Consider the following 23,120-nt stretch of genomic DNA (forward strand, 5'->3'; position numbering starts at 1 on the left):
CGAAGGCTGCGATCTTTTGCGATCTAATCCAGACCGAGTTTTTTCAGTCTGTACCGCATCGACCGAAACGAAAGACTCAAGCGCTGTGCCGCCGCCGTGCGATTCCAGCGCGTTTCCTCCAGCGCCTGCAAAATCAGCTTCCGCTCAACGTTCTCCAGGTAATCCTCAAGATTGTCGATCTGCGTCAGATCCGCAATCCCGCCTTCCGCCGCGCAATTACCCTCGCTCAGGCGTAAATCCCCAGCCTCGATCGTGCGGTTCTCGCACAAGGTGTGCGCGCGTTCGAGCACGTTTTCCAACTCGCGCACATTCCCCGGAAAGCGATAATTCTTCAGCGCTTCCAGCGCCTGCGCATGCAAGCGTGCCGCCGGTTGCCCGGTGTCCTTGGCCAGACGCTTGAGCATGTGCGCCGCCAGCACTTCAATGTCATCGCGCCGTTCACGCAGGGACGGCACGCGCAATTCAATGACATTGAGCCGGTAATACAAATCCTGGCGAAACCGCTCGGCAGTCACTTCCGCATCAAGATCCTTGTGCGTCGCGCAAAGAATCCGCACATCGACCACGGTTTCCTGCTGCCCACCGACGCTACGCACGGCTTTTTCCTGAATGGCGCGCAGCAGTTTCACCTGCATCGACAGCGGTAAGTCCGCCACTTCATCGAGAAACAAGGTGCCGCCATTCGCCGCCTGAAACAGCCCCGGCTTGTCTTCAACTGCGCCAGTAAAACTGCCTTTGCGATGGCCGAAAAACTCGCTTTCCATCAGTTCCGACGGAATCGCCCCGCAGTTCACCGGTACAAACGGCTGACTCGCGCGTGGCCCTTGTTCGTGGATCAGTCGCGCCACCAGTTCTTTACCGCTGCCGGACTCACCGCTGATGTACACCGGGGCCTGACTGCGGGCGAGTTTGTCGATTTGCTTGCGCAAGCTACGCATCGGCAGGGAGTCACCGAGCAAGCGTCGATCAATCGACGTGCACACGGCGCCCGCCACCGGCATGCGCAGCGCGGTGGCGACCAGTTCGCGCAAGCGGGTGAGATCCACCGGTTTGGTGAGGAAGTCGAACGCCCCGGCCTTCAGCGCATTGATCGCCGTTTCAAGGCTGCCGTAAGCGGTGATCATCGCCACCGGCAGTTGTGGATAACGTTGTTGAATGTGCTGCACCAGATCGAGCCCCGTGCCGTCGGGCAGGCGCATGTCGGTCAGACACAGATCGAATTGCTCGCGCTGTAATAGCGCTTGGGCTTCAGCCAGATTACGCGCGCTGAAGGTATCGAGTTTCATCCGTCCCAGGGTGATTTCCAGGAGTTCGCGGATATCCGGTTCGTCGTCGACGATGAGAATTTTTTGCCGTGGGCTCGTGTTCAACTTTGTTTCCGTCCGTGAGCAAAGGTGATGCGAAAGCAGCCGCCGCCTTGGCGTGGTTTGAAGTCTAGGCGCGCTTGGTTGCTTTCGCACAGCTCACGGGACAGATAAAGCCCAAGGCCGGTGCCCTGGCTGCTGGTGGTGAAGAACGGTTCGAACAGATGGGCCTGCTCATCGACGGGCACGCCGGGGCCGTTGTCCTGCACTTCGAGCACTGCCAGTTGGCTTTCGGTGTCGACAAACAACGCCAGCCAGACCTCGGCCTGCTCGTGCAGCAGGGCGCTGTGGCGCCAGCCATTACGCAGCAGATTGTCGAGAATTTGCGTGAGCTGCGCAGGATCCATCAGCGTGGTGAAATCCCCAGAATTAATCCGCAGATGAATCTGTTGCTGTTCATTGGCCTGCTCGCGGCTTTCGTTGACGAAGTTTTCCAGCCACGGCTTGAGATCCAGCCGTTGCGGTGCGCTTTGCTGGCGGCGGGACAGTTGCAGGACGTTTTCGATGACTCGATTCATGCGTTTGGAGTGATCTTGAATGATCTGCGTCAGACGCCGGTCGGCGCCATCGAGTTCCTCGGATTCACCCAATAGCTGCGCGGCATGACTGATGGCGCCCAATGGATTGCGGATTTCGTGGGAGATGCCGGCGGTCAGTCGTCCAAGCGCGGCGAGTTTGAGTTGCTGCGCTTGTTGAGCGATTTGCGCGAGGTCTTCGAGAAACACCAGGGTTTGCTGGTTTGGGCTTTGTTCGAGGGCGATAAAGCTCGGCTGCAATTCCAGACCATTGCCGGGAATCTTCAGGCTTTGTGGGCGCAAGGTCGGGTTGTTCAGCCACAGTTGCAGGCGATCGACGAGGGCGGGCGAATAGTCGTCGATCAAATGGCCCTGAAGGTATGTGCGCGCCAGCAAGGTCTGCGCGCTGTGATTGGCCAGTTGCACGCGGCGTTGCTCGTCGAGTACCAGAATGCCGGTGCGCATGCGTTGCAGGATCAGCGCATTGAGCGCCTCAAGCCCGACGACTTCACTGGCGCGTTGTTCGGCCAGGGTCTCGCTGACTTCAAGCCGACGAATCAACCCTTGCACCAGCAAAGCGGCGGCAAAGCACAGCGCGCCGAGGGTGCCGGCCTGCAGATAATCGTTGGCCGTGAGGGGATGGCTGAAACTCAGCAAGAAGCTTGAGCCGACGATGCCGAGCGCGCCTATGGCAGCGATCAGCAGGCCGATGCGCCGGCGTAGCAAGGTGTTGCAGATCGCCACCGAAACGATCAGCAAGTTGCCGATGGCGCTGGCAACCCCGCCGGCGGCGTAGAACAAACCGCACAGCAGCAACACGTCGACCAGCGCGAGGCTGAACAACTGCGCCGGGCGCCGGGTGCTTTCGAGGAACACCACCAGCAGGATATTCAGCACCAGGTACAGCCAACTGCCGCTGCGCAGCAAATCGTCGTCAATCGACGTCAGCAGGCGGTTGTCCATATTGCTGGAGATCAGCAGCACCAGCATGATGCCGACGCTTAAACGGTAGAGGTGATAAAGGCGCAGCAGGCGCTGAGCCTGTTTGCTGTCGGCGTTGGCCTCAGCGATCACGGGGGCCCGGGCCTTGCTCAAGGTGAGCCTGGCTGCAATACCACTGTTGTTGAACGCTCAATGCACGGTCGCGCGGCAGGTGTACGCCGCAGTGGGCGCATCGCACCATCGGCGCGGCGTCCTGTTCGCGAGGGGCGCGATTGGATTGATTGGCGGCGGGCGCCTTGAATTTACGCCACAGCCAGACAGCGGCGAAAATCAGGACGATCCAGAACAATATACGAAGCATGATGAGTGGCTTTCCGACTAATGATCCGGCAGTTTAGCCAAGCTCCCGACAAGCGCACAGCCTATTAACGCGCGGCAATAAAAAAGGGAGATCCTGAGATCTCCCTTTTTTTGTCCAAGCGGTGTGATCAGTCGAACACGCCGAAGGTCATGTAGCTGAACCACGAACGGTCAGTGTCGCTCGACTCTGGCTCCGGCTCTTCGATCACGTCGCCGTTTTCGTCTTTAGGCTTCAGCTCGTTCGGGATCGCATCTTTCGCGTCCTGGTACTGCTTCTGCACGTCCTGGTTGGCGCGGGTTTCGCCCGGCGGCAGCGGTGGACGCGACTCGATCAGACCGAGGGTCGCCTTGCTCAGGAACGAACGGTTGTCCGCTTCAGCCACCGAAGGCACGAACTGGCCGTCTTGCAGGCTAGGGTGGTTCGGGTAGTTGAGCTTCAGGGTTTCCAGGCTGGTGTTGGCCAGTTCGTCCAGGTGCAGACGCTGGTAAGCCTCAGTCATCACCGCCAGGCCGTCACCGACCGATGGGGTTTCCTGGAAGTTTTCCACCACGTAACGACCACGGTTGGCAGCGGCTACATAAGCCTGACGGGTCAGGTAGTAGTCGGCCACGTGGATTTCGTAGGCTGCCAGCAGGTTGCGCAGATAAATCATGCGCTGCTTGGCGTCCGGCGCGTAGCGGCTGTTCGGGTAGCGGCTGGTCAGCTGGGCGAACTCGTTGTACGAGTCGCGGGCAGCGCCCGGGTCACGCTTGGTCATGTCCAGCGGCAGGAAGCGCGCCAGCAGGCCGACGTCCTGGTCGAAAGAAGTCAGACCTTTGAGGTAATACGCGTAATCCACGTTCGGGTGCTGCGGATGCAAACGAATAAAACGCTCGGCGGCGGATTTTGCAGCTTCCGGCTCGGCGTTCTTATAGTTGGCGTAGATCAGCTCCAGCTGTGCCTGATCGGCGTAGCGACCGAACGGATAACGCGACTCCAGAGCCTTCAGCTTGGCTGTGGCGCTGGTGTAGCTGTTGTTGTCCAGGTCAGTCTGAGCCTGCTGATACAGCTCGGCTTCGCTGAGGTTTTCGTCTACGACTTCCTTCGATGAGCAAGCAGCGGTCAATGCGAGGATGGCGATCAGCAGCAGGTGTTTCACTTGCATGGCGGCTTGCGTCCCTATGACGGCCGCTGTCTTGGGCGGGGCCGTCCTGTTATGATGAGCGCCCCGTTGAAAAGCCTCGGGGCAAAAGACGCCGTATTTAACCACAAGCGCGCAGCCGAAACCAAAAGCTGTGCCGACGCACAGTCAGAGCATGTCCGATAAAATTGAACTTCGCGCAGAGGTGCCGTCCGAATTGGGCGGCCAACGCCTCGATCAAGTCGCTGCCCAACTCTTCGCTGAGCACTCTCGCTCGCGCCTTTCCGCCTGGATCAAAGAAGGTCGCCTGACTGTGGACGGGGCGGTCATCCGCCCTCGCGACATCGTGCATGGCGGTGCCATTCTTGAGCTGACTGCCGAGCAGGAAGCCCAGGGCGAGTGGATCGCCCAGGACATCGAGCTCGACATCGTCTATGAAGACGACGACATTCTGGTGATCAACAAGCCTGCGGGCCTGGTGGTGCACCCGGCTGCCGGTCACGCCGATGGCACGCTGCTCAACGCCTTGCTGCACCACGTGCCGGACATCATCAATGTCCCGCGCGCCGGTATCGTGCATCGTCTGGACAAGGACACCACCGGTTTGATGGTGGTGGCCAAGACCATTCAGGCGCAGACAAAGCTTGTTACTCAATTGCAGAGTCGCAGCGTCAGCCGCATCTATGAGTGCATCGTGATTGGCGTGGTAACGGCCGGTGGCAAGATCAACGCCCCGATCGGTCGCCATGGCCAGCAGCGCCAGCGCATGGCGGTGATGGAAGGCGGCAAGCCTGCCGTCAGCCACTACCGCGTGCTGGAGCGCTTCCGTTCCCATACCCACGTACGGGTAAAACTGGAAACCGGTCGTACTCACCAGATTCGCGTACATATGTCGCACATCAACTTCCCGTTGGTCGGCGATCCGGCGTACGGCGGTCGTTTCCGCATTCCGCCAGCGGCCAACCCGACGATGGTGGAATCGCTCAAGCATTTCCCGCGTCAGGCCCTGCACGCGCGCTTCCTTGAGCTGGATCATCCGACGACCGGTGTGCGCATGAGCTGGGAATCGCCGCTGCCAGAAGATTTCGTCTGGCTGCTGACCCTGCTCAAGCAGGATCGCGAGGCCTTCATCGGATGAACTGGCTGACGCCGGACTGGCCCGCGCCGGCCAGCGTCAAAGCCTGCGTCACCACCCGCGAGGGCGGTGTCAGCGAGGCGCCGTTCGACAGCCTCAATCTGGGCGATCATGTTGATGATCGTCCTGAGGCCGTTGCCGAGAACCGTCGCCGTCTCACCGAATACTTCTCTATACAGCCTGCCTGGTTGCAGCAAGTCCACGGGATTACCGTGGCGCATGCTGATCCGGGCATTGTTGCGACCGCTGATGCGAGCTGGACGGCAACGCCCGGTATTGCCTGCGCGGCGATGACGGCGGATTGCTTGCCGGCATTGTTCTGCGATCGCGCTGGCACTCGCGTGGCGGCGGCCCATGCCGGTTGGCGTGGTCTGGCGGCGGGTGTCCTTGAAGCGACGCTTGATAGCCTCGATATTCCGGCTAACGACGTTCTGGTCTGGCTCGGCCCGGCGATTGGCCCGAAAGCCTTTGAAGTCGGCCCGGAAGTTCGTGAAGTCTTCATCAGTCAGTTGCCGGAAGCGGGAAACGCCTTCGTGCCGAGCGCCAATGCCGGCAAGTTCATGGCGGACATCTATCTGCTGGCGCGCCTGCGTCTGGCAGCCCGTGGTGTCACTGCTGTTTATGGTGGCGGTTTCTGCACCGTGACCGATCCGCGCTTCTTCTCCTATCGCCGTGCTTCGCGCACCGGACGCTTCGCCTCCTTAGTTTGGCTCACCCGCTAGACTGTCTGATCTGCATCAACTCTCTGACGCTTGAATCTTCCAGAATCGACCGCATCTATAGGGGTATCTGGCAGGTTTCTTTATTCAGGATGGTTTCTTAGGTCCGGCCTGCTCAAAAGGAAGGTGACTTATGCGAATAGACCGTTTAACCAGTAAATTACAGTTGGCCTTGTCCGACGCCCAGTCGTTGGCAGTCGGCCACGATCATCCGGCGATTGAGCCGGCGCACTTGATGCAAGCCATGCTTGAACAGCAGGGTGGTTCGATCAAACCTCTGCTGATGCAGGTGGGCTTCGACGTCAACAGCTTGCGCAAAGAGCTGACCAAAGAGCTCGACCAATTGCCGAAAATCCAGAACCCGACTGGCGACGTGAACATGTCGCAGGATCTGGCACGCCTGCTCAATCAGGCTGATCGTCTGGCTCAGCAGAAGGGCGACCAGTTCATTTCCAGCGAACTGGTGTTGCTCGCGGCAATGGACGAGAACAGCAAGCTCGGCAAGTTGCTGCTCGGCCAGGGCGTGAGCAAAAAAGCTCTGGAAAACGCCATCACTAACCTGCGTGGCGGCGAAGCGGTGAATGACGCCAACCACGAGGAGTCGCGTCAGGCGCTGGATAAATACACCGTCGACCTGACCAAGCGCGCCGAAGACGGCAAGCTCGATCCGGTGATTGGCCGTGATGACGAAATTCGTCGCACCATTCAGGTTCTGCAACGCCGCACCAAGAACAACCCGGTGCTGATCGGTGAACCTGGCGTGGGTAAAACCGCGATCGCCGAAGGTCTGGCGCAGCGCATCATCAACGGCGAAGTGCCGGACGGCCTCAAAGGCAAGCGTCTGCTCTCGCTCGATATGGGCGCGCTGATTGCCGGTGCCAAGTATCGCGGTGAGTTCGAAGAACGCCTGAAATCGCTGCTCAATGAGCTGTCGAAGCAGGAAGGGCAGATCATTCTGTTTATCGACGAACTGCACACCATGGTCGGCGCCGGTAAGGGCGAAGGTTCGATGGACGCTGGCAACATGCTCAAGCCTGCACTGGCTCGCGGTGAGTTGCACTGCGTTGGCGCGACCACGCTTAACGAATACCGCCAATATATAGAGAAGGACGCGGCGCTCGAACGACGCTTCCAGAAAGTCCTGGTGGATGAGCCGAGCGAAGAAGACACCATCGCGATCCTGCGCGGCCTTAAAGAGCGTTATGAGGTTCACCACAAGGTGGCGATCACCGACGGTGCGATCATTGCGGCGGCGAAGCTCAGCCATCGCTACATCACTGACCGGCAGTTACCGGACAAAGCCATCGACTTGATCGACGAGGCCGCGAGCCGTATCCGCATGGAAATCGATTCCAAGCCGGAAGTGCTCGATCGTCTGGAACGTCGCCTGATTCAGTTGAAGGTCGAATCGCAGGCGCTGAAGAAAGAAAGCGACGAAGCGGCGATGAAACGTCTGGAGAAACTCCAGGAAGAAATCGTTCGCCTCGAACGCGAGTATTCCGATCTCGAAGAGATCTGGAATTCGGAAAAAGCCGAGGTGCAGGGTTCTGCACAGATTCAGCAGAAGATCGAACAGTCGCGTCAGGAACTGGAAGCGGCACGCCGTAAAGGCGACCTGAACCGCATGGCCGAGTTGCAGTACGGGGTGATCCCGGATCTGGAACGCAGCCTGCAAATGGTCGATCAGCACGGCAAGAGCGAAAATCAGTTGCTGCGCAGCAAGGTGACTGAGGAAGAGATCGCTGAGGTTGTGTCGAAATGGACCGGCATCCCCGTGTCGAAAATGCTCGAAGGCGAGCGCGACAAGTTGATGAAGATGGAAAGCCTGTTGCACAAACGTGTGATTGGTCAGGAAGAAGCTGTGGTCGCCGTGGCCAACGCCGTGCGACGGTCACGAGCCGGGTTGTCTGACCCGAATCGTCCAAGCGGCTCGTTCATGTTCCTCGGCCCGACCGGTGTCGGTAAAACCGAGCTGTGCAAGGCGCTGGCCGAATTCCTCTTTGATACTGAAGAGGCGATGGTGCGGATCGACATGTCCGAGTTCATGGAGAAACATTCCGTGGCACGTCTGATCGGTGCGCCACCAGGATACGTCGGCTACGAAGAGGGCGGTTACCTGACCGAGGCTGTGCGTCGCAAGCCTTACTCGGTGATCCTGCTGGACGAAGTCGAGAAGGCGCACCCGGATGTGTTCAACATTCTGCTGCAAGTGCTTGAGGATGGTCGCCTGACCGACAGCCACGGCCGTACGGTGGACTTCCGCAACACGGTGATCGTGATGACCTCGAACCTGGGGTCGGTCCAGATCCAGGAACTGGTCGGTGATCGTGAGGCACAGCGCGCAGCAGTGATGGACGCGCTGACTTCGCACTTCCGTCCGGAGTTCATCAACCGGGTCGACGAAGTGGTGATCTTCGAGCCTCTGGCGCGGGATCAGATCGCGGGCATCACCGAGATCCAGCTGGGTCGCCTGCGTACTCGCCTGGCTGAGCGTGAGCTGAAGCTGGAACTGAGCCCGGAAGCGATGGATAAGCTGATTGCGGTGGGCTACGACCCGGTCTATGGCGCACGTCCGTTGAAACGTGCGATCCAGCGCTGGATCGAAAACCCGTTGGCGCAGTTGATCCTGTCGGGGCATTTCCTGCCAGGTGACACGGCAACCGGCGTGGTTGAGAACGACGAAATCGTTTTCAACTAAGTCCAAACGCCAATGAAAATTGGCAGGCCCCACCTTGTGGGGCCTTTTTTTTCGTTAGGCTGTTGAACTCAAAGGAAAAGGCTTGTAAAGTGCGCCCCGCAGTCAGTCGCCAAGACGGTTTCAACTCACTGAGCTGAAATCTGAAATAAGTTGCAAATCATTAACTTGAAAGCAATTTAGGGGGTTGACAGAGGTGTTCTAGGTTGTAGAATAGCGCGCCTCAGACACACGAACGCAGCGATGCGAACGAGTGACTGAAAGCAGTAAGATTCACCGTTGTAAATTGAAATATGTAGTTCCGTGATAGCTCAGTCGGTAGAGCAAATGACTGTTAATCATTGGGTCCCAGGTTCGAGTCCTGGTCACGGAGCCAATTTCAAGCCGGGGTATAGCGCAGTCCGGTAGCGCGCCTGCTTTGGGAGCAGGATGTCAGGAGTTCGAATCCCCTTACCCCGACCATTTTTGGGTCGTTAGCTCAGTTGGTAGAGCAGTTGGCTTTTAACCAATTGGTCGTAGGTTCGAATCCCACACGACCCACCATTTTTGAAACCAGTTAACGCTGGAATCGAATCTTAAGATCAGAGGCCAAAAGCGCTGATCGAAGAAGGCGACTGAAAGGTCGCCTTTTTTTTACCGGGGTATAGCGCAGTCCGGTAGCGCGCCTGCTTTGGGAGCAGGATGTCAGGAGTTCGAATCCCCTTACCCCGACCATATTAAAAATCCTCGTATCGAAAGATACGGGGATTTTTTTTGTCTGCGAAAAACCTCAGCCACCTTCAGCAATCTCGAGGAGAAGAATTGTCTGTGTGTAACCCAGATCCACTGTAGGAGCTGCCGCAGGCTGCGATCTTTGGCTTTTAAGGGTTACAGCAGTTCAAAGCTCTGCTGCGTCAAGTCCTGTGAACCCAGGCCGATCAGAGCGAGATCAAAAGATCGCAGCCTTCGGCAGCTCCTACATTGATTGCGGTTGTCTGGCGGTTTTATGGGCAGCGCAAAAAAAGTGGGAGCCAGCCTGCTGGCGATGGCGGTAGCACAGTCGAAATCAATGTCGACTGACACATCGCTTTCGCGAGCAGGCTCACTCCCACAGTTTTTAGATCATCAATGCAGCTTCAGGCGTGGCTCCGTGCCGCGACCAATCTTGCTCCCCAGCATCAGCATCGCCGTGCGGAACGGCCCGTACAGCGCCATCTGGTGCATGCGGTAGAGCGAGACGTAAAACATCCGCGCCAGCCAGCCTTCGAGCATCACGCTGCCTGTCAGGTTGCCCATCAAGTTACCCACAGCCGAGAAACGCGACAGCGAGATCAGCGAGCCGTAGTCGGTGTACTTGTACTCCGGCAGGGTTTTGCCTTCGATGCGCAGCTTCAGCGATTTAGCCAGCAACGACGCCTGTTGGTGCGCCGCTTGAGCACGCGGCGGTACGTTGCGATCCGATCCCGGTTGCGGGCAGGCCGCGCAGTCACCGAAGGCGAAGATGTTTTCATCGCGGGTGGTTTGCAGCGTCGGCAGCACTTGCAGTTGATTGATGCGGTTGGTTTCCAGGCCGTCGATGTCCTTGAGGAAACCCGGTGCACGAATACCGGCGGCCCAGACTTTCAGACTGGCCTTGATCTCGTTGCCGTCGGCAGTGATCAGGCTGTCCGCCGTCACTTCGCTGACCGAGGCATTGGTCATCACATTGACCCCGAGTTTCTCCAGGGTCTTGTGCACCGGCCCGCTGATGCGCTCCGGCAGGGCAGGCAGCACCCGTGGCCCGGCTTCGATCAGGGTGATGTGCATGTTTTCCGGTTTGATCCGATCCAGCCCATACGCCGCCAGTTCATGCGCCGCGTTGTGCAGTTCAGCGGCCAGCTCGACCCCAGTTGCGCCAGCACCCACGATCGCCACGCTGATCTGCTCGACCACATCAGTTTGCCCGGCATGCGCACGCAGATAGTGGTTAAGGAGTTGCTGGTGGAAACGCTCGGCCTGTTTGCGGGTATCGAGGAACAGGCAGTGCTGCGCCGCGCCCTGAGTGCCGAAATCGTTGGTGGTGCTGCCGACGCTGATGACCAGCGAGTCGTACTGCACTTCTCGCGCCGGCACCAGTTCGACGCCGTTTTCATCGTAGGTGGCGGCCAGCTGGATTTTCTTCTGCGCGCGATCGAGCCCACTCATGCGCCCCAGCTGGAACTCAAAGTGGTTCCATTTCGCTTGGGCAACATAGTTGAGTTCGTCTTCGGAGGAGTTCAGCGATCCGGCGGCCACTTCGTGCAGCAACGGCTTCCAGATGTGCGTCAGGTTGGCGTCGACCAGCATCACGCTGGCGGTGCCGCGTTTGCCCAGAGTCTTACCCAGACGGGTAGCCAACTCCAGACCGCCGGCGCCGCCGCCGACAATAACAATACGATGGGACATAGGGATAACTCGCAAGGTTTTTAAAGGAAATCGGTGCGGTTACCCAAGCGAGCGCCAAGCTGCTCATAGCGTCAGGTAACTGATAAATCGGCTCAACAGGCCCAGACCAATGGTCACTGCCAGCACCAGCACGAGGAGCATCCACGGCCGGAAAGGCCGGCGCTCGACTCGGTGTTGGGACAGTTGCAGGTACTCTTCGACATGTTTCTGGTCTTCGGGGTTCAGGCGGCTGGTCATAAATGCCTCGTCAGGTAGACGTTGCTGAATGGGCAGAAGCTACAGCGGTTTTTATCCGGAGTTGAACGCAGCATAGCCGCTGTCCGGAACCGGCTCGACAGACACGCCATCATCGAGGCGAATGATCCCGCTTTGTAACACCCGCGCGGTAATTCCGCCATGCCCGCGCACGGCTTGAAAGGTGCCGGGGCCGAGGTTGTTTTGCAGGCGTGCACAAGGCTGACACCAACCGGTGGTTTCGAAGATGGCCTGACCGATGCGAAAGCGCCGACCTTTCAGGCTAAACAAATTGATACCGCTGATAACGAGATTGCGCCGCAGATCTTCAGGCTTGACCGGTTGATCGTCGGGGCGGCCCATCAATGCATTGATCACTGCCAGATGCTCCCACTGAATCAGCGTCACCTGCCGCGCATTACGCACACCGGGGCGTGCATGATCGCCGGTCAGCCCGGCCTCAAGTCGTGCCTCGACGGCATCCAGCTCAATCATCGGCCCACGAGACTCCGGACGCACACCGATCCAGCGCACACGTCCGGTTTGCGGCACATCGGCGATCAACTGCTGAAGCGGCGTCACAGGCTGATCCCCACATCAAAAACGATACTGCGACCAAGGTTGCTGCGCAGAAAATCCGGCGCATCCGGATGGGCGAACAGTACGCGGGCGAAGGTCGGGCCGACCAGCGACAGCGAGCGCCAGCCCTGACGCAGATATTCGGTGGGCGGCGGGAAGTGGCTGTTCAAGTCGAGCACTTCGCGCTTGAGGCTGGCGAAGGCAATGATGTCCAGCTCACCCAGATCCATGCCGCGTTCTTTGTAGTTGTGGGCTTTTTTACGCAAGGTCGGCGCCAGTCGCATGAGGAATTCATTGGCCGGGATGCGCTTGGGCTTGGCTTCACGGCGCACCAGTTGGCTCAGCGAAAAAGCGCTGCGCCTACGCTGCAGTTCGTCGCGCCATTCATCGTTGAGGCGACGGCCTTCATCAAGGACGAAGAACACTTCGAAATTGGCATCGCGAAACAACACGTCCGGCGGTTCACCGGCCGGGGCGAACTCGTCGGCGCGATAGGGGATGTTCAAGCCTTGCAGCAGGCGCTGGCAGACCCAACGCTCACGCTCCCATTTGCGGGCATTGGACAGGAACGCGTTGGCTTGCTCGGCCGCGATGGTCAGCAGGCGTAAATAATCTGAGTCATCCATAGGCCCAAGCTTAGCGTTCAAATGCGACAAGCAGAAAGCTTTGCTTGAACCGCCCGTTCACCTCGCCCTTGTAGGAGCTGCCGAAGGCTGCGATCTTTTGACTGTAAAAAGAACAAGATCAAAAGATCGCAGCCTGCGGCAGCTCCTACGGGGGGATGTGCGCAGAAAGGTGAGGGAGTCATGATTGGAGCTGAACTGCTGTCGACGGCAAGCCTGACGCTCGGCTGGCTGATTTACCTGCCGGTGCTGCTCGGGGCGATCGTGCGTGCGCCGTGGGTCGAGTTGTTCAGTGACAGCCGCCGTCAGCATTTGCTGTTCGGCACGGTGTTCGCGTTATTTCTGTTGTGGCTGGTGCGCAGGGATTTCGACACCGGCGTGTCGTATCACTTTATCGGCATGACCGCAGTGACCTTGCTGCTCGACTGGCCACTGGCGATTGTAGGCGGGCTGGTCGCACAAATCGGTCTGGTGTTGCTCGGGCGTCAGGATCTCGCGGCGATGGGGGTCAACGGCTCGCTGTTTATTCTGCTGCCGGTGCTGATCACCGAGTGCGTGGCAATTCTCGTCGAGCGCGCGCAACCGCGTAATCCCTTCGTGTATATCTTCTGTTCAGGGTTTCTGGCTGCCGCGCTGTCGGCGTTGTTTTGCCTGCTGCTGAGTCTGACGCTGCTGTGGCACGACGGCGTCTTCGCCATGCCGGAATGGCTGGAAGATTTCATCGGTTATCTGTGGCTGATCATTTTCCCTGAAGCGTTTATCAACGGCATGGTCATCAGCGCGCTGGTGGTCTTCAGCCCGGAATGGCTGGAGACCTTCAACCGCACACGCTACCTTTCGGCGCCGTGGAAGGACGACGATCCCAAGCGTTGATCCCCAGCCGATCTGCCCTCATCGCGATCAGTGACGAGGATCGAAATCGCCGGAAAACAGTTCGTCTTCAGCGTCCGGCGCGACCGGAATCTTGTGTTCTTCCGACGCCCAGGCGCCGAGATCGATCAGTTTGCAGCGCGCGGAGCAGAACGGACGAAATTCGCTTTCAGGGGTGAATTCCACGGGTGCGCCGCAGGTTGGGCATTCAACGGTAGGAATCTGGCTCATGCTTGGCCTCCGGATAAAGTCAGGTAAAAGTGATGCAGACGCTCGACTTCGCTGTGCAGCCAGGCGAGGTCGCGGTCGTTGACCACCACGTCGTCGGCGCGGCTCACGCGGTCTTCACGGCTCGACTGGGCCTTGAGGATCGCCTGAACCTGCTGTTCGCTGGTCTGGTCACGCTGCAAGGTGCGTTCGATCTGCAGTTGTTGCGGGGCATCGATCACCAGGATTCGCTGGGTCATCGCGTATTGCCCGGATTCGATCAGCAGCGGCGACACTAGAATCGCGTAAGGCGATTTTGCCAGCGCCAGATGATGAGCGATTTCCTCGCCGATCAACGGATGCAGCAAGGCTTCGAGCCAGCGCCGCTGTTCTGGAATCTCGAAAATCAGTTTGCGCAGGGCCGCACGATCCAGTGTGCCGTCCGCTTGTAACACGCCGGGGCCGAAATGCTCGGCAATCTTGGCCAGCGCCGGCCGGCCCGGTTCGACCACCCAGCGCGCGGCGTGATCCGCGTCGACGACATGAATGCCGAGGTCGATAAAGTGCTGGGCAGCGGCACTTTTGCCGCTGCCGATGCCGCCGGTCAGGCCGAGAATCCAGGGTTTTTCCACAGGGGTATTCATTTCAAACCGACAAACTGCCAATAGAAGTCGGTTATTTGACCACCCCAGAGCAAGGCAATCCAGCCGGCAATTGCCAGATAGGGGCCGAAGGGGATCGGCGTCGAGGTTTCCTGCTGGCGCAGGCGCAGCAAAATCACACCGATGATCGCGCCGACCAGCGATGACAACAGAATGGTCAGCGGCAGAATCTGCCAGCCGCCCCACGCGCCGAGCAGCGCCAACAACTTGAAATCACCGTGGCCGATGCCGTCCTTGCCGGTGAGCAATTTGAACAGCCAGAACACCGACCACAGCAGCAGATAACCAGCCACCGCGCCCCACAGCGCAGCGTGCAATGGCACGAACAAGCCGAAACTGTTGACGATCAACCCCAGCCACAACAAGGGCAGCACCAACACATCGGGCAGCAATTGATGCTCGGTGTCGATCAGGCTCATCGCCAACAGACCCCAGGTTAGGAAGATCAGCAGACACGCCTGCCAGCCAAAGCCGAAGTGCCAGGCGATAAATGCCGAGAGCAGGCCGCAGGCCAGTTCGGTCAACGGGTAGCGTTTGCTGATGGGGGCTGCGCACGCGGAACAGCGGCCGCGCAGCCACAGGTAACTGAGCAGCGGAATATTTTCCCACGCCCGAATTCGATGCGCGCAGTGCGGGCACTGTGAGTGCGGCAGCATCAGGTTGTAAGTGGGCAGCGGCGTTTCGCTGGGCAGGCCGAGGACGTCCTGGGCCTGCTGGCGCCAATCGCGTTCAAGCATCTTCGGCAGACGCCAGATCAGCACGTTGAGGAAGCTGCCGACCACCAGCCCGAGCAACAGCGCGGTGATGACAAAGGCCAGCGGATACAGGGCAAACAGTTCGTCGATGGGCATATCAGATCGCTGAGCCGAGTTGAAAGATCGGCAGATACATCGCCACCACCAGACCGCCAACAATCACCCCGAGTACCACCATGATGAACGGCTCCATCAGGCTGGTGAGGTTGTCGACCATGTTGTCGACTTCCTCTTCATAGAAACCCGCAACCTTGTCGAGCATCTCGTCGAGTGCACCGGACTCTTCACCAATCGCAGTCATCTGTACGGCCATGTTGGGAAAAATGCCTGTGGTGCGCATCGAAAAATTCAGCTGCATGCCGGTGGAAACATCCTGACGAATACGCAGAATCGCGCGCTTGAACACCACGTTGCCGGCGGCGCCAGCCACCGAGTCCAGCGCTTCAACCAGTGGCACGCCGGCGGCAAATGTTGTCGACAGCGTTCGGGCGAAACGCGCGACGGCGGACTTGTACATCATCGTGCCCACCAGCGGCAGTTTCAGTAGCCAGGTATCGCGCCGATCACGCAACCCCTGAGATTTTTTCAGCGCATGACGGGTGCCGAAAAACGCCGCGATCAGTAAGCCGAGAATCGCCCACCACCATTGCTGCATGAATTCTGAAAGGCTGATCACCATCAGGGTGAAGGGCGGCAGCTCAGCACCGAAACCGGAGAACACTGACTGAAATTGCGGCACCACTTTCACCAGCAGAATCCCGGTGACCACCGCAGCGACCAGCACCACGGCGGTCGGGTAGGTCATGGCTTTCTTGATCTTGGCTTTGAGCGCTTCGCTTTTTTCCTTATAGGTCGCGACGCGCTCCAGCAAGGTGTCGAGCGCACCGGACTGCTCGCCCGCGTCGACCAGGTTGCAATACAACTCGTCGAAATACTGCGGCTTTTTGCGCAGCGCGGCGGCGAAGCTGTTACCGGCAGCAACTTCCTGCTTCACCTCGTCGACCAGTTTGCGCATGGCCGGGTTATCGAAGCCTTCGCCAATGATGTCGAACGACTGCAACAGCGGCACGCCGGCCTTCATCATCGTTGCCATTTGCCGGGTGAACAGGGCGATGTCCTGCGCCTTGATGCGTTTGCCCAGACTCAGCCACGACACGGATTTTTTGCGCACCTTGCCCGGGTTGATCCCTTGTTTGCGCAGTTGCGCCTTGACCAGCGCCGGATTCTGCCCGCTCAACTCGCCGGTAACTTTGCTGCCTTTGCGATCCGTGCCTTCCCAGGCATAGATGCTGATTTTCGCTGCCTTGACCGCCATGTTCAGTCCTTGGTGACCCGATTGATTTCTTCAAGGCTGGTGATGCCTTGCATGGCCTTGTGCAGACCCGAGGTGCGCAGGTCATCGAAGCCGTCGCGGCGCATTTGACTATCGATTTCCAGCGAGTTGCCTTCGGCCATGATCAACCGTTGCAGCTCGGGAGTGTTTTTCACCACTTCATAAATCCCCACGCGGCCCTTGTACCCGCCGTTGCAATGATCGCAACCGACCGGCTCGTAGATCGTGAAATGACCGATGCGTTCCTCGGGGAAACCTTCCTTTATCAGGGTTTCACGGGGGATCTCGATGGGTTTCTTGCAGTGGCTGCACAATTTGCGCGCCAAGCGCTGGGCAATGATCAGGCTCACCGACGTGGCGATGTTGAAGCCGGGAATGCCCATGTTGTGCAGGCGCGTGAGGGTTTCCGCGGCGCTGTTGGTGTGCAGGGTCGAGAGCACCAGGTGGCCGGTCTGCGCAGCCTTGATCGCGATCTCGGCGGTCTCCAGATCGCGGATCTCACCGACCATGATCACGTCCGGATCCTGACGCAGAAACGAGCGCAATGCCTGAGCGAAGTCGAGGCCTTGGCGCGGATTGACGTTGACCTGATTGATGCCTTCCATGTTGATCTCCACCGGGTCTTCAGCGGTGGAAATATTGATGTCGACGGTGTTGAGAATATTCAGCCCGGTGTACAGCGACACGGTTTTCCCCGAACCGGTAGGGCCGGTGACCAGAATCATCCCCTGTGGCTGCTTGAGTGCGGCCATGTACAAGTCTTTTTGCGCCGGCTCATAGCCGAGCGCATCGATACCGATCTGTGCGCTGGACGGGTCGAGAATCCGGATCACCACTTTTTCGCCCCACAGGGTCGGCAGCGTGTTGACGCGGAAGTCGATCGACTTGCTCTTCGACAGGCGCATCTTGATCCGCCCGTCCTGCGGTTTGCGCCGCTCGGAGATGTCGAGGCTGGCCATGACTTTCAGGCGCGCGGCGATGCGCCCGGCCAACTGGATCGGTGGTTTCGCCACTTCACGCAGAATGCCGTCGGTGCGCACGCGCACGCGGTAGTTTTTTTCGTAGGGTTCGAAGTGCAGGTCGGAGGAGCCGCTTTTGATCGCGTCGAGCAGCATCTTGTGCACGAAACGCACGACCGGCGCATCGTCGGCATCCGGGCCCATGCTCTCCTGTTTACCATCGTCGATGGCCTCGACATCGAGGCCGTCGAGGTCGACGTCGGCCATTTCTTCGAGCCCCGAGGCATGGGTGTCGAAGAATTTTTCGATGGCATCGGTGAGCTTGTCGTCCTCCACCAGAATGGCTTCGGTGTTCAGCCCGGTGCTGAACTGAATGTCGTTGATCGCCTGATGATTGCTCGGGTCGGAAATGCCCACGAACAGTTTGTTGCCGCGCCGCCACAAGGGCAGGGCGTGGTGCTGGCGCACCAGTTTTTCGCTGACCAGGCCTTTGGGCTGGGTTTCCTTGTCCAGACAATTGAGGTCGAGGAACGCCATGCCGAAGTGTTCCGAAGCGATCTCGGCGACCTGCCAGCTCTTCACCAGTTTGTTCTGCACCAGGTAGCTGACCAGCGATAGCCGATTGCGCTGTGCCTGTTGCCAGGCTTGTTGGGCGCTTTTTTCCGTGAGCAGTTCGGCCTGCACCAATTGCTTGGCCAGACCGCTCAGAGCGATGTCATTCATGGGGATTCCGCACGCTTGCCGTTCATGACTTATAGCCTAGTCAACCGGCAGCGCCAAACATGCCGGGCGCAGGTGACAAAAAGTGTCAGATAGTGCGGTCAGAGGTTGTAGGAAACGGCGTCGCGACCGCTGTGCGCCCAGCGTGCGGGGTCTGGCGGGCGTTGGCATGGGCTATGCTGCGTCCCTTGCAGATCATGAGATTTCGACTCATGCATGGAGCGTGTCTATGAAAAAACAACAAGGTTTTACGCTGATCGAACTGCTGATCGTAGTGGCGATCATCGGGATTCTGGCGACCATTGCCCTGCCGCAGTACACCAAGTATCAAGCGCGGGCGAAGGTCACGGCGGGTCTGGCGGAAATCAGCGCGCTGAAGATTCCGTTTGAAGACACGATTAACCAGGGGACTGACCCTAGCCTGACGAACGTCACCGGTAGCGCCACTTTCACCACCACCAACTGCGGCACGGTAGCGGCGTCGGGTACTGCGTCTTCCGGGGCAGGCAGCATCGTTTGCACACTCGCTAACGCACCGGCTCCGGTACTGGGCAAAACGATCACGCTGACTCGCTCTTCCGGGACTGGCTCGGCAGCGGGCGTCTGGAGTTGCGCATCGACGGTCAACGCCGACTACGCGCCTAAAGGCTGCCCAGGTAGCGGTACTTAATAGAGATCCTACATTGACCTTCGACTGAAACATGCCCCGTTTACGGGGCATTTTCTTTGGCCGGGGCTAAATAAAAGCTTCAATAATTTCAGCGTCTTAGGAACTTTCCAAAAAACCGCAACTTGCATGCGATTAATCTGCAAGTCATGCAAATTGCATGAATCCGGAAATTTACGTTTTTACTAAGCTATTGATTTGTAATGGTTTTATGTCGTCGAAAAAGTTGGCACAGCGTTCGCAATGTATATGGCAACCCTGCTGACAAGACACGCAGCAGACTTTCCAGAAAAACAGGAGTTACTCGTATGAAGAAGTTCGCTATCACTGCCGCTGCTGCTACCGCGCTGACCCTGACCATGGCTTCCGGCGCATTCGCCCAAACCACTCAGACTGCTCCAATGACTTTGGCTGCTGGTGAAGTTACCCAAGCTAAAGAAGCTACTTCCGATACCTGGATCACCACCAAAGTCAAAAGCGACCTGGTTACCGAAAAAGGCATTCCAGGCACCGACATCAAAGTAGAAACCAACAAAGGCGTCGTTTCGCTGTCGTCGACTGTAGCTGTGACTGAATCGCAGAAAGCTACCGCCGTTGCGATCACCAAGAAAATCAAAGGCGTCAAAGCGGTCTCCGCTGACGGCCTGAAAGCCGAGTAAGGCTAAGGCTTCTCGCCTGAACCGGGAGAAGACGCGACAGGCGGGCCGAGCAATACGTCTGCCGCACCTTTAGAGTTCATGCGAACGGCCACACGGATGTGGTCATTACGGGCCCCGGCACTTGTGTCGGGGCCCGTTCTATTTCAGGCGCAAAAAAAAGATCGCAGCCTTCGGCAGCTCCTACAGGGAAATGCATTCCAAAGTAGGAGCTGCCGAAGGCTGCGATCTTTTGATGTGTTTTAGTTACCGCGTTTGCTGGTGATCTGCCGCAGGCGATTGCCTTCAAAGCGCAGGTATTGGTACATGCCGTTGTTCGGCCCGTACGTCCATTCCTCGACCTGAAACTCTTCACGCCGATTGGCGCTGCGCTTGTAACCCAGCGGATCGCGACCAACCGGTTCGCCGCACTTCTGCAGCACTTCGCTGGCGCGGTCGCCGAGGCTGACCAGTTGACTGCCGCAGCGCAACGTATCCGACGCCCAGACGTGGCTGGCAGCCAGCGTCAGGGCGATCGCCGCCAGCCACTTGCCTGTCATTACTCGGCGTCCAGATGCAACGGTGTGATCACCCGACCATCACTTTCAGCCTGACCGAGATTGGCGTCGATGAAGTACACGCGGTCATCGGCCAGTTGGCCTTTGTCGACCAGATAATCCTTGATGCTGCTGGCGCGATCCTGACCCAACTGACGCAGCAACACGTCGCTGCCACTCCAGAACTTGATCACGCCTTCGCGCATTTTCGCCGTGCGTTCTTCCTTGCCCAGATCCTTCCACTCAGCCGGCGGCTGGGTTTTCAGACGGGTGCGATAAATGCCTTCGAGCAGCGGGCCTTTTTCGCCTTCCGGCACTTCGATCAAAGATGCTTGAGCCGGGACTTTATCGCCACGGCGCTGGAGCATCTTGTAGTAGTTGTACTGATATTCACGTTCCAGACGCTGCTCGGCGATCAACGGACCATCGCTGCTTTGCGCGGCGGTGCCTTCGATTTCCAGACGCAGGGCAGGGCGTTCTTTCAGCGCTTGCGACAGCTTCACCAGCGCGCCTTCGGCGTCTTTGCTCAGTTCGCTGGAGCCCGGTGCGAAGGACACGGTGCCGAGATCTTCGGAACCACCACCGCTGACCAAGCCGCCAATCAACTTGAACGGTGCCGCTGCGGCTTTGACGATCAGGTTGCGCAGGGTCTGCCAGACAATCGGCATCACGCTGAACTGCGGATTGTTGAGGTCGCCGGTCACCGGCAATTCGATGGAGATTTTGCCGTCGACGTCCTTGAGCAGCGCAATCGCCAGTTTCAGCGGCAGGCTCACGGCGTCCGGGCTGTCGACTTTCTCACCGAGCTGCAACTGTTCGACCACCACTTTGTTCTCGGCTTTCAGTTGGCCTTTGGTGATCAGGTAATGCAGGTCGAGATTCAGTCGGCCCTTGCGGATGCGGTAACCGGCGAACTTGCCGGAGTACGGCGTCAGCGTGGTCAGCTCGACGCGTTTGAAACTGGTGGCGATGTCGAGGCTGGCCATCGGGTCGAAGGGATTGACCGCGCCCTTGATGGTCACCGGTGCATAGCGGTCGACCTTGCCCTTGATGTCGACGCTGGCCGGTTTCGCCTGACGGCTGTCGATGGTACCGATCTGACCGTTCAGTTGTTGGATCGCAGTGGCGAAGTTTGGCGTCAGGCTGAAGTCGGCGAAGTTGGCCGAGCCGTCATTGATCGCAATGCCGCCGATATGAATGCCCAGCGGTTTGTCCTTGCTGGCCGGTTTCGCCGCAGCGGATTTCGCGCCGCTGTCGGCCGGTTGCGGGATCAGCAGATCGTCGATGTTGGTGGTGCGATCATCGTTGATCATGAAGCGCGCATACGGCTGGAACAGGTTGACCTTGTCGATCGACAGGCTGTCACCGTGCTGATAATTCAGGCCTTCGACCACCACTTGCTGCCATTTGAGGAAGTCGCGGGTTTTCAGGGTGTCGAGGGTGTGCAGTTGATCGATCTGCGCGCGGCCGGTCACGCTGAGGGCCAGCGGTTCGGTGCTCTTGAGGTTGACCTTGAGGTCACTGCCGAGCATGCCGCTGCGCAGTTCCAGACGAATAAACGGGTTGATGTAGGACTGTGCGACACGCAGGTCGATGTCCTGGGTTTTCACGTTGAGTTGAGCGTTGACCGGCGCCAGATTGACCGTGCCGTCGGCGCTGAGCTTGCCTGATTTGCCCACGCCGCTGTCGAGTTTGACCTTGAAGGGCGAGCCGTTGAGGCTGTCGAAATCCTGCAGATCAATGTTCAGCGGCGTGATATCCAGCGCCACCGCAGGCGTGGCGGAACGGTCGGCGAGGTGAACGGTGTAGTCGCGCAGTTGCACGTCTTTGAGCAGCACTTGCCAGGGTTTGCCTGGCGCCGTCGGTTCAGCTTTCGGCGAATCGGCAGCGGCCGGTGTGCTGGCCGTTTCGGCGGCGGCTTTGGCGGCGGGTTTTGGCGGTTGGCTGGCGAACAGTTTTTGCCAGTCGAGCTGGCCGTCAGCTTCAAGGGCGGCCCAGGTTTCCAGTTTCTGGCTGCGGATCTTGCCGACCACCACGTGTTGCTTGGCCAGATCGATGCTGGTGTCGCTGACGTCGAGGCGCTCAAGCTTGGCCAGCGGGCGGCCATCCGGAGCGCTGATCGCGAACGGCGCGATGCTGACGTTGACGTTGTTCAGCAGCAGTTCGGTTTCTTTCGACAGATTGAGTTTGTATTCGGTGCTGAGGCTTACCACGCCGTCGTTGAGTACCAAAGGCACCGAGTCACGCACGTAAGGCCAGAAGGCTTTCATCTTGCCGTCGGTGACTTTCAGGGTGCCTTCTGAAGTGAACGGGATCAGGCTGAAATTGCCGCTCCAGTCGATTCGTCCGCCGGCCGGGCCGATCGCGACGAGGGTCATGTCGGCGCTGTCTTCGGGCAGGGTGCTGAGGTTTTTCAGTTCGAAGCTGAGGTCGTCGTAAAGGAATTCGATCGGCTCGCTCGGACGCACGTCCTGAAAATGCACGACGCCGCTGGCCAGTTTGATGTTGTCGATGCGCAGCGGGAACGGTTTGGCGTCGGGATCGGCCGGAACCGGTTCGCTGGCCGGCACGTTGAACAGGCCGAGCAGATTGAGCTTGCCGTCTTTGGCGAAGAGGATTTCGGTCTTCGGCTTGTCCAGTTCGATGTTCGCCAGATGCAGGGCTTTGGTCCACAGACTGTCGATTTGCAGGTCGGCGTACAGGCGTTCGAAGCCCACCTGCTCTTTGCCCGGTTCACCAATAACCAGGCCCCACAAGGTGACCTCAAGGCTGAACGGGTTGAGTTCGATGCGCTGGATATGCGCCGGCACCGTGGCGTAATTGGCCAGTTGCTGGTTGGCCACTCGCAGGGCAATGCCCGGCAAAATCAGAAACCCCAGCAGGCTGTAGAGGGCCAGCGCAGTCAACAAGGCGCCAATCGCGCGAATCAATCCTTTGGTCATGTGCGGCTTCATCTGTCTGAATCGAAGTGCCTTGGAGTATGGCACGCGAATCTGGTTCCGAAGTACATCGCATGGGTCAGGATTGTTCAGATTTGTCTCAAAACACAGATCCCTTGTGGGAGC

At 58.7% G+C, this 23,120-nt stretch carries 21 protein-coding genes and 4 tRNA genes; 10 read left to right on the top strand and 15 right to left on the bottom strand.

The features are described from left to right. Positions 1-23 precede the first annotated feature (23 nt). The 4 genes from ACP3TY_RS01380 to ACP3TY_RS01395 form a co-directional block, all read right to left on the bottom strand. Positions 24-1,370: a sigma-54-dependent transcriptional regulator gene (locus ACP3TY_RS01380; protein ID WP_426619110.1), complete on the bottom strand. Its 1,347-nt coding sequence runs from the start codon at positions 1,368-1,370 to the stop codon at positions 24-26. After that, a complete protein-coding gene (locus ACP3TY_RS01385; protein WP_426619111.1) occupies positions 1,367-2,953 on the bottom strand; it encodes a sensor histidine kinase in 1,587 nt (528 codons plus the stop codon). The genes ACP3TY_RS01380 and ACP3TY_RS01385 overlap by 4 nt, the downstream gene beginning before the upstream one ends. After that, on the bottom strand, positions 2,943-3,182 hold the full coding sequence (locus tag ACP3TY_RS01390) for a PP0621 family protein (RefSeq protein WP_212545808.1): 240 nt from the start codon (positions 3,180-3,182) through the stop codon (positions 2,943-2,945). Before ACP3TY_RS01390 ends, ACP3TY_RS01385 begins: the two co-directional genes overlap by 11 nt. Before the next feature lie 127 nt (positions 3,183-3,309). Next, positions 3,310-4,326, bottom strand: coding sequence for an outer membrane protein assembly factor BamD (locus ACP3TY_RS01395; RefSeq protein ID WP_053123943.1), 1,017 nt, complete (start codon positions 4,324-4,326; stop codon positions 3,310-3,312). Between the two features lie 151 nt (positions 4,327-4,477). Between ACP3TY_RS01395 and rluD the strand changes: the two genes are divergently transcribed. The 7 genes from rluD to ACP3TY_RS01430 all read left to right on the top strand — a co-directional run bounded on the left by rluD (position 4,478) and on the right by ACP3TY_RS01430 (position 9,565). Beyond that, the gene (rluD, locus tag ACP3TY_RS01400; protein ID WP_122592797.1) at positions 4,478-5,440 is read left to right on the top strand and encodes a 23S rRNA pseudouridine(1911/1915/1917) synthase RluD; all 963 of its coding nucleotides are present in this window, start codon (positions 4,478-4,480) and stop codon (positions 5,438-5,440) included. Beyond that, a complete protein-coding gene (gene pgeF / locus ACP3TY_RS01405; RefSeq protein WP_426619112.1) occupies positions 5,437-6,159 on the top strand; it encodes a peptidoglycan editing factor PgeF in 723 nt (240 codons plus the stop codon). The genes rluD and pgeF overlap by 4 nt, the downstream gene beginning before the upstream one ends. A gap of 130 nt (positions 6,160-6,289) precedes the next feature. Next, complete coding sequence (gene clpB / locus ACP3TY_RS01410) at positions 6,290-8,854, top strand: ATP-dependent chaperone ClpB (protein ID WP_053123937.1); 2,565 nt, start codon at positions 6,290-6,292, stop codon at positions 8,852-8,854. A gap of 297 nt (positions 8,855-9,151) precedes the next feature. Further along, positions 9,152-9,227, top strand: a tRNA-Asn gene (locus ACP3TY_RS01415). A gap of 9 nt (positions 9,228-9,236) precedes the next feature. Further along, a tRNA-Pro gene (locus ACP3TY_RS01420) sits at positions 9,237-9,313 on the top strand. Between the two features lie 5 nt (positions 9,314-9,318). Further along, positions 9,319-9,394: transfer RNA gene (locus ACP3TY_RS01425), tRNA-Lys, on the top strand. A 94-nt stretch (positions 9,395-9,488) separates the two neighbouring features. Then, positions 9,489-9,565, top strand: a tRNA-Pro gene (locus ACP3TY_RS01430). A 390-nt stretch (positions 9,566-9,955) separates the two neighbouring features. Here ACP3TY_RS01430 and ACP3TY_RS01435 read toward each other — a convergent pair. From ACP3TY_RS01435 to ACP3TY_RS01450, 4 genes are all read right to left on the bottom strand, one after another. Further along, positions 9,956-11,254, bottom strand: coding sequence for an NAD(P)/FAD-dependent oxidoreductase (locus ACP3TY_RS01435; RefSeq protein WP_159815266.1), 1,299 nt, complete (start codon positions 11,252-11,254; stop codon positions 9,956-9,958). A 63-nt stretch (positions 11,255-11,317) separates the two neighbouring features. Further along, complete coding sequence (locus tag ACP3TY_RS01440; RefSeq protein WP_007909875.1) at positions 11,318-11,491, bottom strand: DUF3094 domain-containing protein; 174 nt, start codon at positions 11,489-11,491, stop codon at positions 11,318-11,320. Between the two features lie 51 nt (positions 11,492-11,542). Beyond that, positions 11,543-12,070, bottom strand: coding sequence for an MOSC domain-containing protein (locus ACP3TY_RS01445; RefSeq protein WP_426619113.1), 528 nt, complete (start codon positions 12,068-12,070; stop codon positions 11,543-11,545). Further along, the gene (locus ACP3TY_RS01450; RefSeq protein WP_008078503.1) at positions 12,067-12,693 is read right to left on the bottom strand and encodes a DUF1780 domain-containing protein; all 627 of its coding nucleotides are present in this window, start codon (positions 12,691-12,693) and stop codon (positions 12,067-12,069) included. The genes ACP3TY_RS01445 and ACP3TY_RS01450 overlap by 4 nt, the downstream gene beginning before the upstream one ends. 180 nt (positions 12,694-12,873) lie before the next feature. Here ACP3TY_RS01450 and ACP3TY_RS01455 point away from each other — a divergent pair, with 180 nt between their 5' ends. Then, positions 12,874-13,563, top strand: coding sequence for an energy-coupling factor ABC transporter permease (locus ACP3TY_RS01455; RefSeq protein ID WP_426619114.1), 690 nt, complete (start codon positions 12,874-12,876; stop codon positions 13,561-13,563). 27 nt (positions 13,564-13,590) lie between these two features. Here ACP3TY_RS01455 and yacG read toward each other — a convergent pair whose 3' ends face one another. From yacG to pilB, 5 genes are read right to left on the bottom strand one after another with little or no spacing between them, the layout of a single operon-like run. Continuing rightward, positions 13,591-13,791: a DNA gyrase inhibitor YacG gene (yacG, locus tag ACP3TY_RS01460; protein WP_186625120.1), complete on the bottom strand. Its 201-nt coding sequence runs from the start codon at positions 13,789-13,791 to the stop codon at positions 13,591-13,593. Then, positions 13,788-14,411, bottom strand: coding sequence for a dephospho-CoA kinase (gene coaE, locus ACP3TY_RS01465; protein ID WP_212550797.1), 624 nt, complete (start codon positions 14,409-14,411; stop codon positions 13,788-13,790). Before coaE ends, yacG begins: the two co-directional genes overlap by 4 nt. Further along, on the bottom strand, positions 14,408-15,280 hold the full coding sequence (locus ACP3TY_RS01470; RefSeq protein ID WP_426619115.1) for a prepilin peptidase: 873 nt from the start codon (positions 15,278-15,280) through the stop codon (positions 14,408-14,410). Before ACP3TY_RS01470 ends, coaE begins: the two co-directional genes overlap by 4 nt. A 1-nt stretch (position 15,281) precedes the next feature. Next, positions 15,282-16,499 carry a type II secretion system F family protein gene (locus ACP3TY_RS01475; protein WP_400755204.1) on the bottom strand — a complete coding sequence of 406 codons (1,218 nt, stop codon included), beginning with the start codon at positions 16,497-16,499 and terminating at the stop codon, positions 15,282-15,284. Between the two features lie 2 nt (positions 16,500-16,501). Beyond that, positions 16,502-18,199 carry a type IV-A pilus assembly ATPase PilB gene (gene pilB, locus ACP3TY_RS01480; RefSeq protein ID WP_426619116.1) on the bottom strand — a complete coding sequence of 566 codons (1,698 nt, stop codon included), beginning with the start codon at positions 18,197-18,199 and terminating at the stop codon, positions 16,502-16,504. A 226-nt stretch (positions 18,200-18,425) separates the two neighbouring features. On the opposite strand from pilB, the gene ACP3TY_RS01485 reads away from it, so the two are divergent. After that, positions 18,426-18,866 (top strand): pilin, encoded by a 441-nt coding sequence (locus tag ACP3TY_RS01485; RefSeq protein WP_016986243.1) that lies wholly within the window; start codon positions 18,426-18,428, stop codon positions 18,864-18,866. A gap of 305 nt (positions 18,867-19,171) precedes the next feature. After that, positions 19,172-19,522: a BON domain-containing protein gene (locus ACP3TY_RS01490; protein WP_053123917.1), complete on the top strand. Its 351-nt coding sequence runs from the start codon at positions 19,172-19,174 to the stop codon at positions 19,520-19,522. A gap of 239 nt (positions 19,523-19,761) precedes the next feature. On the opposite strand, the gene ACP3TY_RS01495 is transcribed toward ACP3TY_RS01490, so the two are convergent. Both ACP3TY_RS01495 and ACP3TY_RS01500 read right to left on the bottom strand, forming a co-directional pair. After that, the gene (locus tag ACP3TY_RS01495; protein ID WP_159815142.1) at positions 19,762-20,058 is read right to left on the bottom strand and encodes a DUF2845 domain-containing protein; all 297 of its coding nucleotides are present in this window, start codon (positions 20,056-20,058) and stop codon (positions 19,762-19,764) included. Further along, entirely contained in the window at positions 20,058-23,009 is a 2,952-nt protein-coding gene (locus ACP3TY_RS01500; RefSeq protein WP_426619117.1) for a DUF748 domain-containing protein, read from the bottom strand. Before ACP3TY_RS01500 ends, ACP3TY_RS01495 begins: the two co-directional genes overlap by 1 nt. Between the last annotated feature and the right edge of the window lie 111 nt (positions 23,010-23,120).

The sequence above is a fragment of the Pseudomonas rustica genome, assembly GCF_049959085.1.
Lineage (GTDB): Bacteria > Pseudomonadota > Gammaproteobacteria > Pseudomonadales > Pseudomonadaceae > Aquipseudomonas > Aquipseudomonas rustica.

Excerpts from the sequence above, each read along its gene's own strand:
- clpB (WP_053123937.1), top strand. The coding sequence starts at position 6,290 with ATGCGAATAGACCGTTTAACCAGTAAATTACAGTTGGCCTTGTCCGAC.
- pilB (WP_426619116.1), bottom strand. The coding sequence starts at position 18,199 with ATGAATGACATCGCTCTGAGCGGTCTGGCCAAGCAATTGGTGCAGGCC.
- ACP3TY_RS01485 (WP_016986243.1), top strand. The coding sequence starts at position 18,426 with ATGAAAAAACAACAAGGTTTTACGCTGATCGAACTGCTGATCGTAGTG.
- ACP3TY_RS01470 (WP_426619115.1), bottom strand. The coding sequence starts at position 15,280 with ATGCCCATCGACGAACTGTTTGCCCTGTATCCGCTGGCCTTTGTCATC.
- ACP3TY_RS01495 (WP_159815142.1), bottom strand. The coding sequence starts at position 20,058 with ATGACAGGCAAGTGGCTGGCGGCGATCGCCCTGACGCTGGCTGCCAGC.
- ACP3TY_RS01490 (WP_053123917.1), top strand. The coding sequence starts at position 19,172 with ATGAAGAAGTTCGCTATCACTGCCGCTGCTGCTACCGCGCTGACCCTG.
- ACP3TY_RS01390 (WP_212545808.1), bottom strand. The coding sequence starts at position 3,182 with ATGCTTCGTATATTGTTCTGGATCGTCCTGATTTTCGCCGCTGTCTGG.
- ACP3TY_RS01395 (WP_053123943.1), bottom strand. The coding sequence starts at position 4,326 with ATGCAAGTGAAACACCTGCTGCTGATCGCCATCCTCGCATTGACCGCT.
- coaE (WP_212550797.1), bottom strand. The coding sequence starts at position 14,411 with ATGAATACCCCTGTGGAAAAACCCTGGATTCTCGGCCTGACCGGCGGC.
- ACP3TY_RS01435 (WP_159815266.1), bottom strand. The coding sequence starts at position 11,254 with ATGTCCCATCGTATTGTTATTGTCGGCGGCGGCGCCGGCGGTCTGGAG.
- ACP3TY_RS01455 (WP_426619114.1), top strand. The coding sequence starts at position 12,874 with ATGATTGGAGCTGAACTGCTGTCGACGGCAAGCCTGACGCTCGGCTGG.
- rluD (WP_122592797.1), top strand. The coding sequence starts at position 4,478 with ATGTCCGATAAAATTGAACTTCGCGCAGAGGTGCCGTCCGAATTGGGC.
- ACP3TY_RS01500 (WP_426619117.1), bottom strand. The coding sequence starts at position 23,009 with ATGAAGCCGCACATGACCAAAGGATTGATTCGCGCGATTGGCGCCTTG.
- ACP3TY_RS01440 (WP_007909875.1), bottom strand. The coding sequence starts at position 11,491 with ATGACCAGCCGCCTGAACCCCGAAGACCAGAAACATGTCGAAGAGTAC.
- ACP3TY_RS01475 (WP_400755204.1), bottom strand. The coding sequence starts at position 16,499 with ATGGCGGTCAAGGCAGCGAAAATCAGCATCTATGCCTGGGAAGGCACG.
- yacG (WP_186625120.1), bottom strand. The coding sequence starts at position 13,791 with ATGAGCCAGATTCCTACCGTTGAATGCCCAACCTGCGGCGCACCCGTG.
- ACP3TY_RS01450 (WP_008078503.1), bottom strand. The coding sequence starts at position 12,693 with ATGGATGACTCAGATTATTTACGCCTGCTGACCATCGCGGCCGAGCAA.
- pgeF (WP_426619112.1), top strand. The coding sequence starts at position 5,437 with ATGAACTGGCTGACGCCGGACTGGCCCGCGCCGGCCAGCGTCAAAGCC.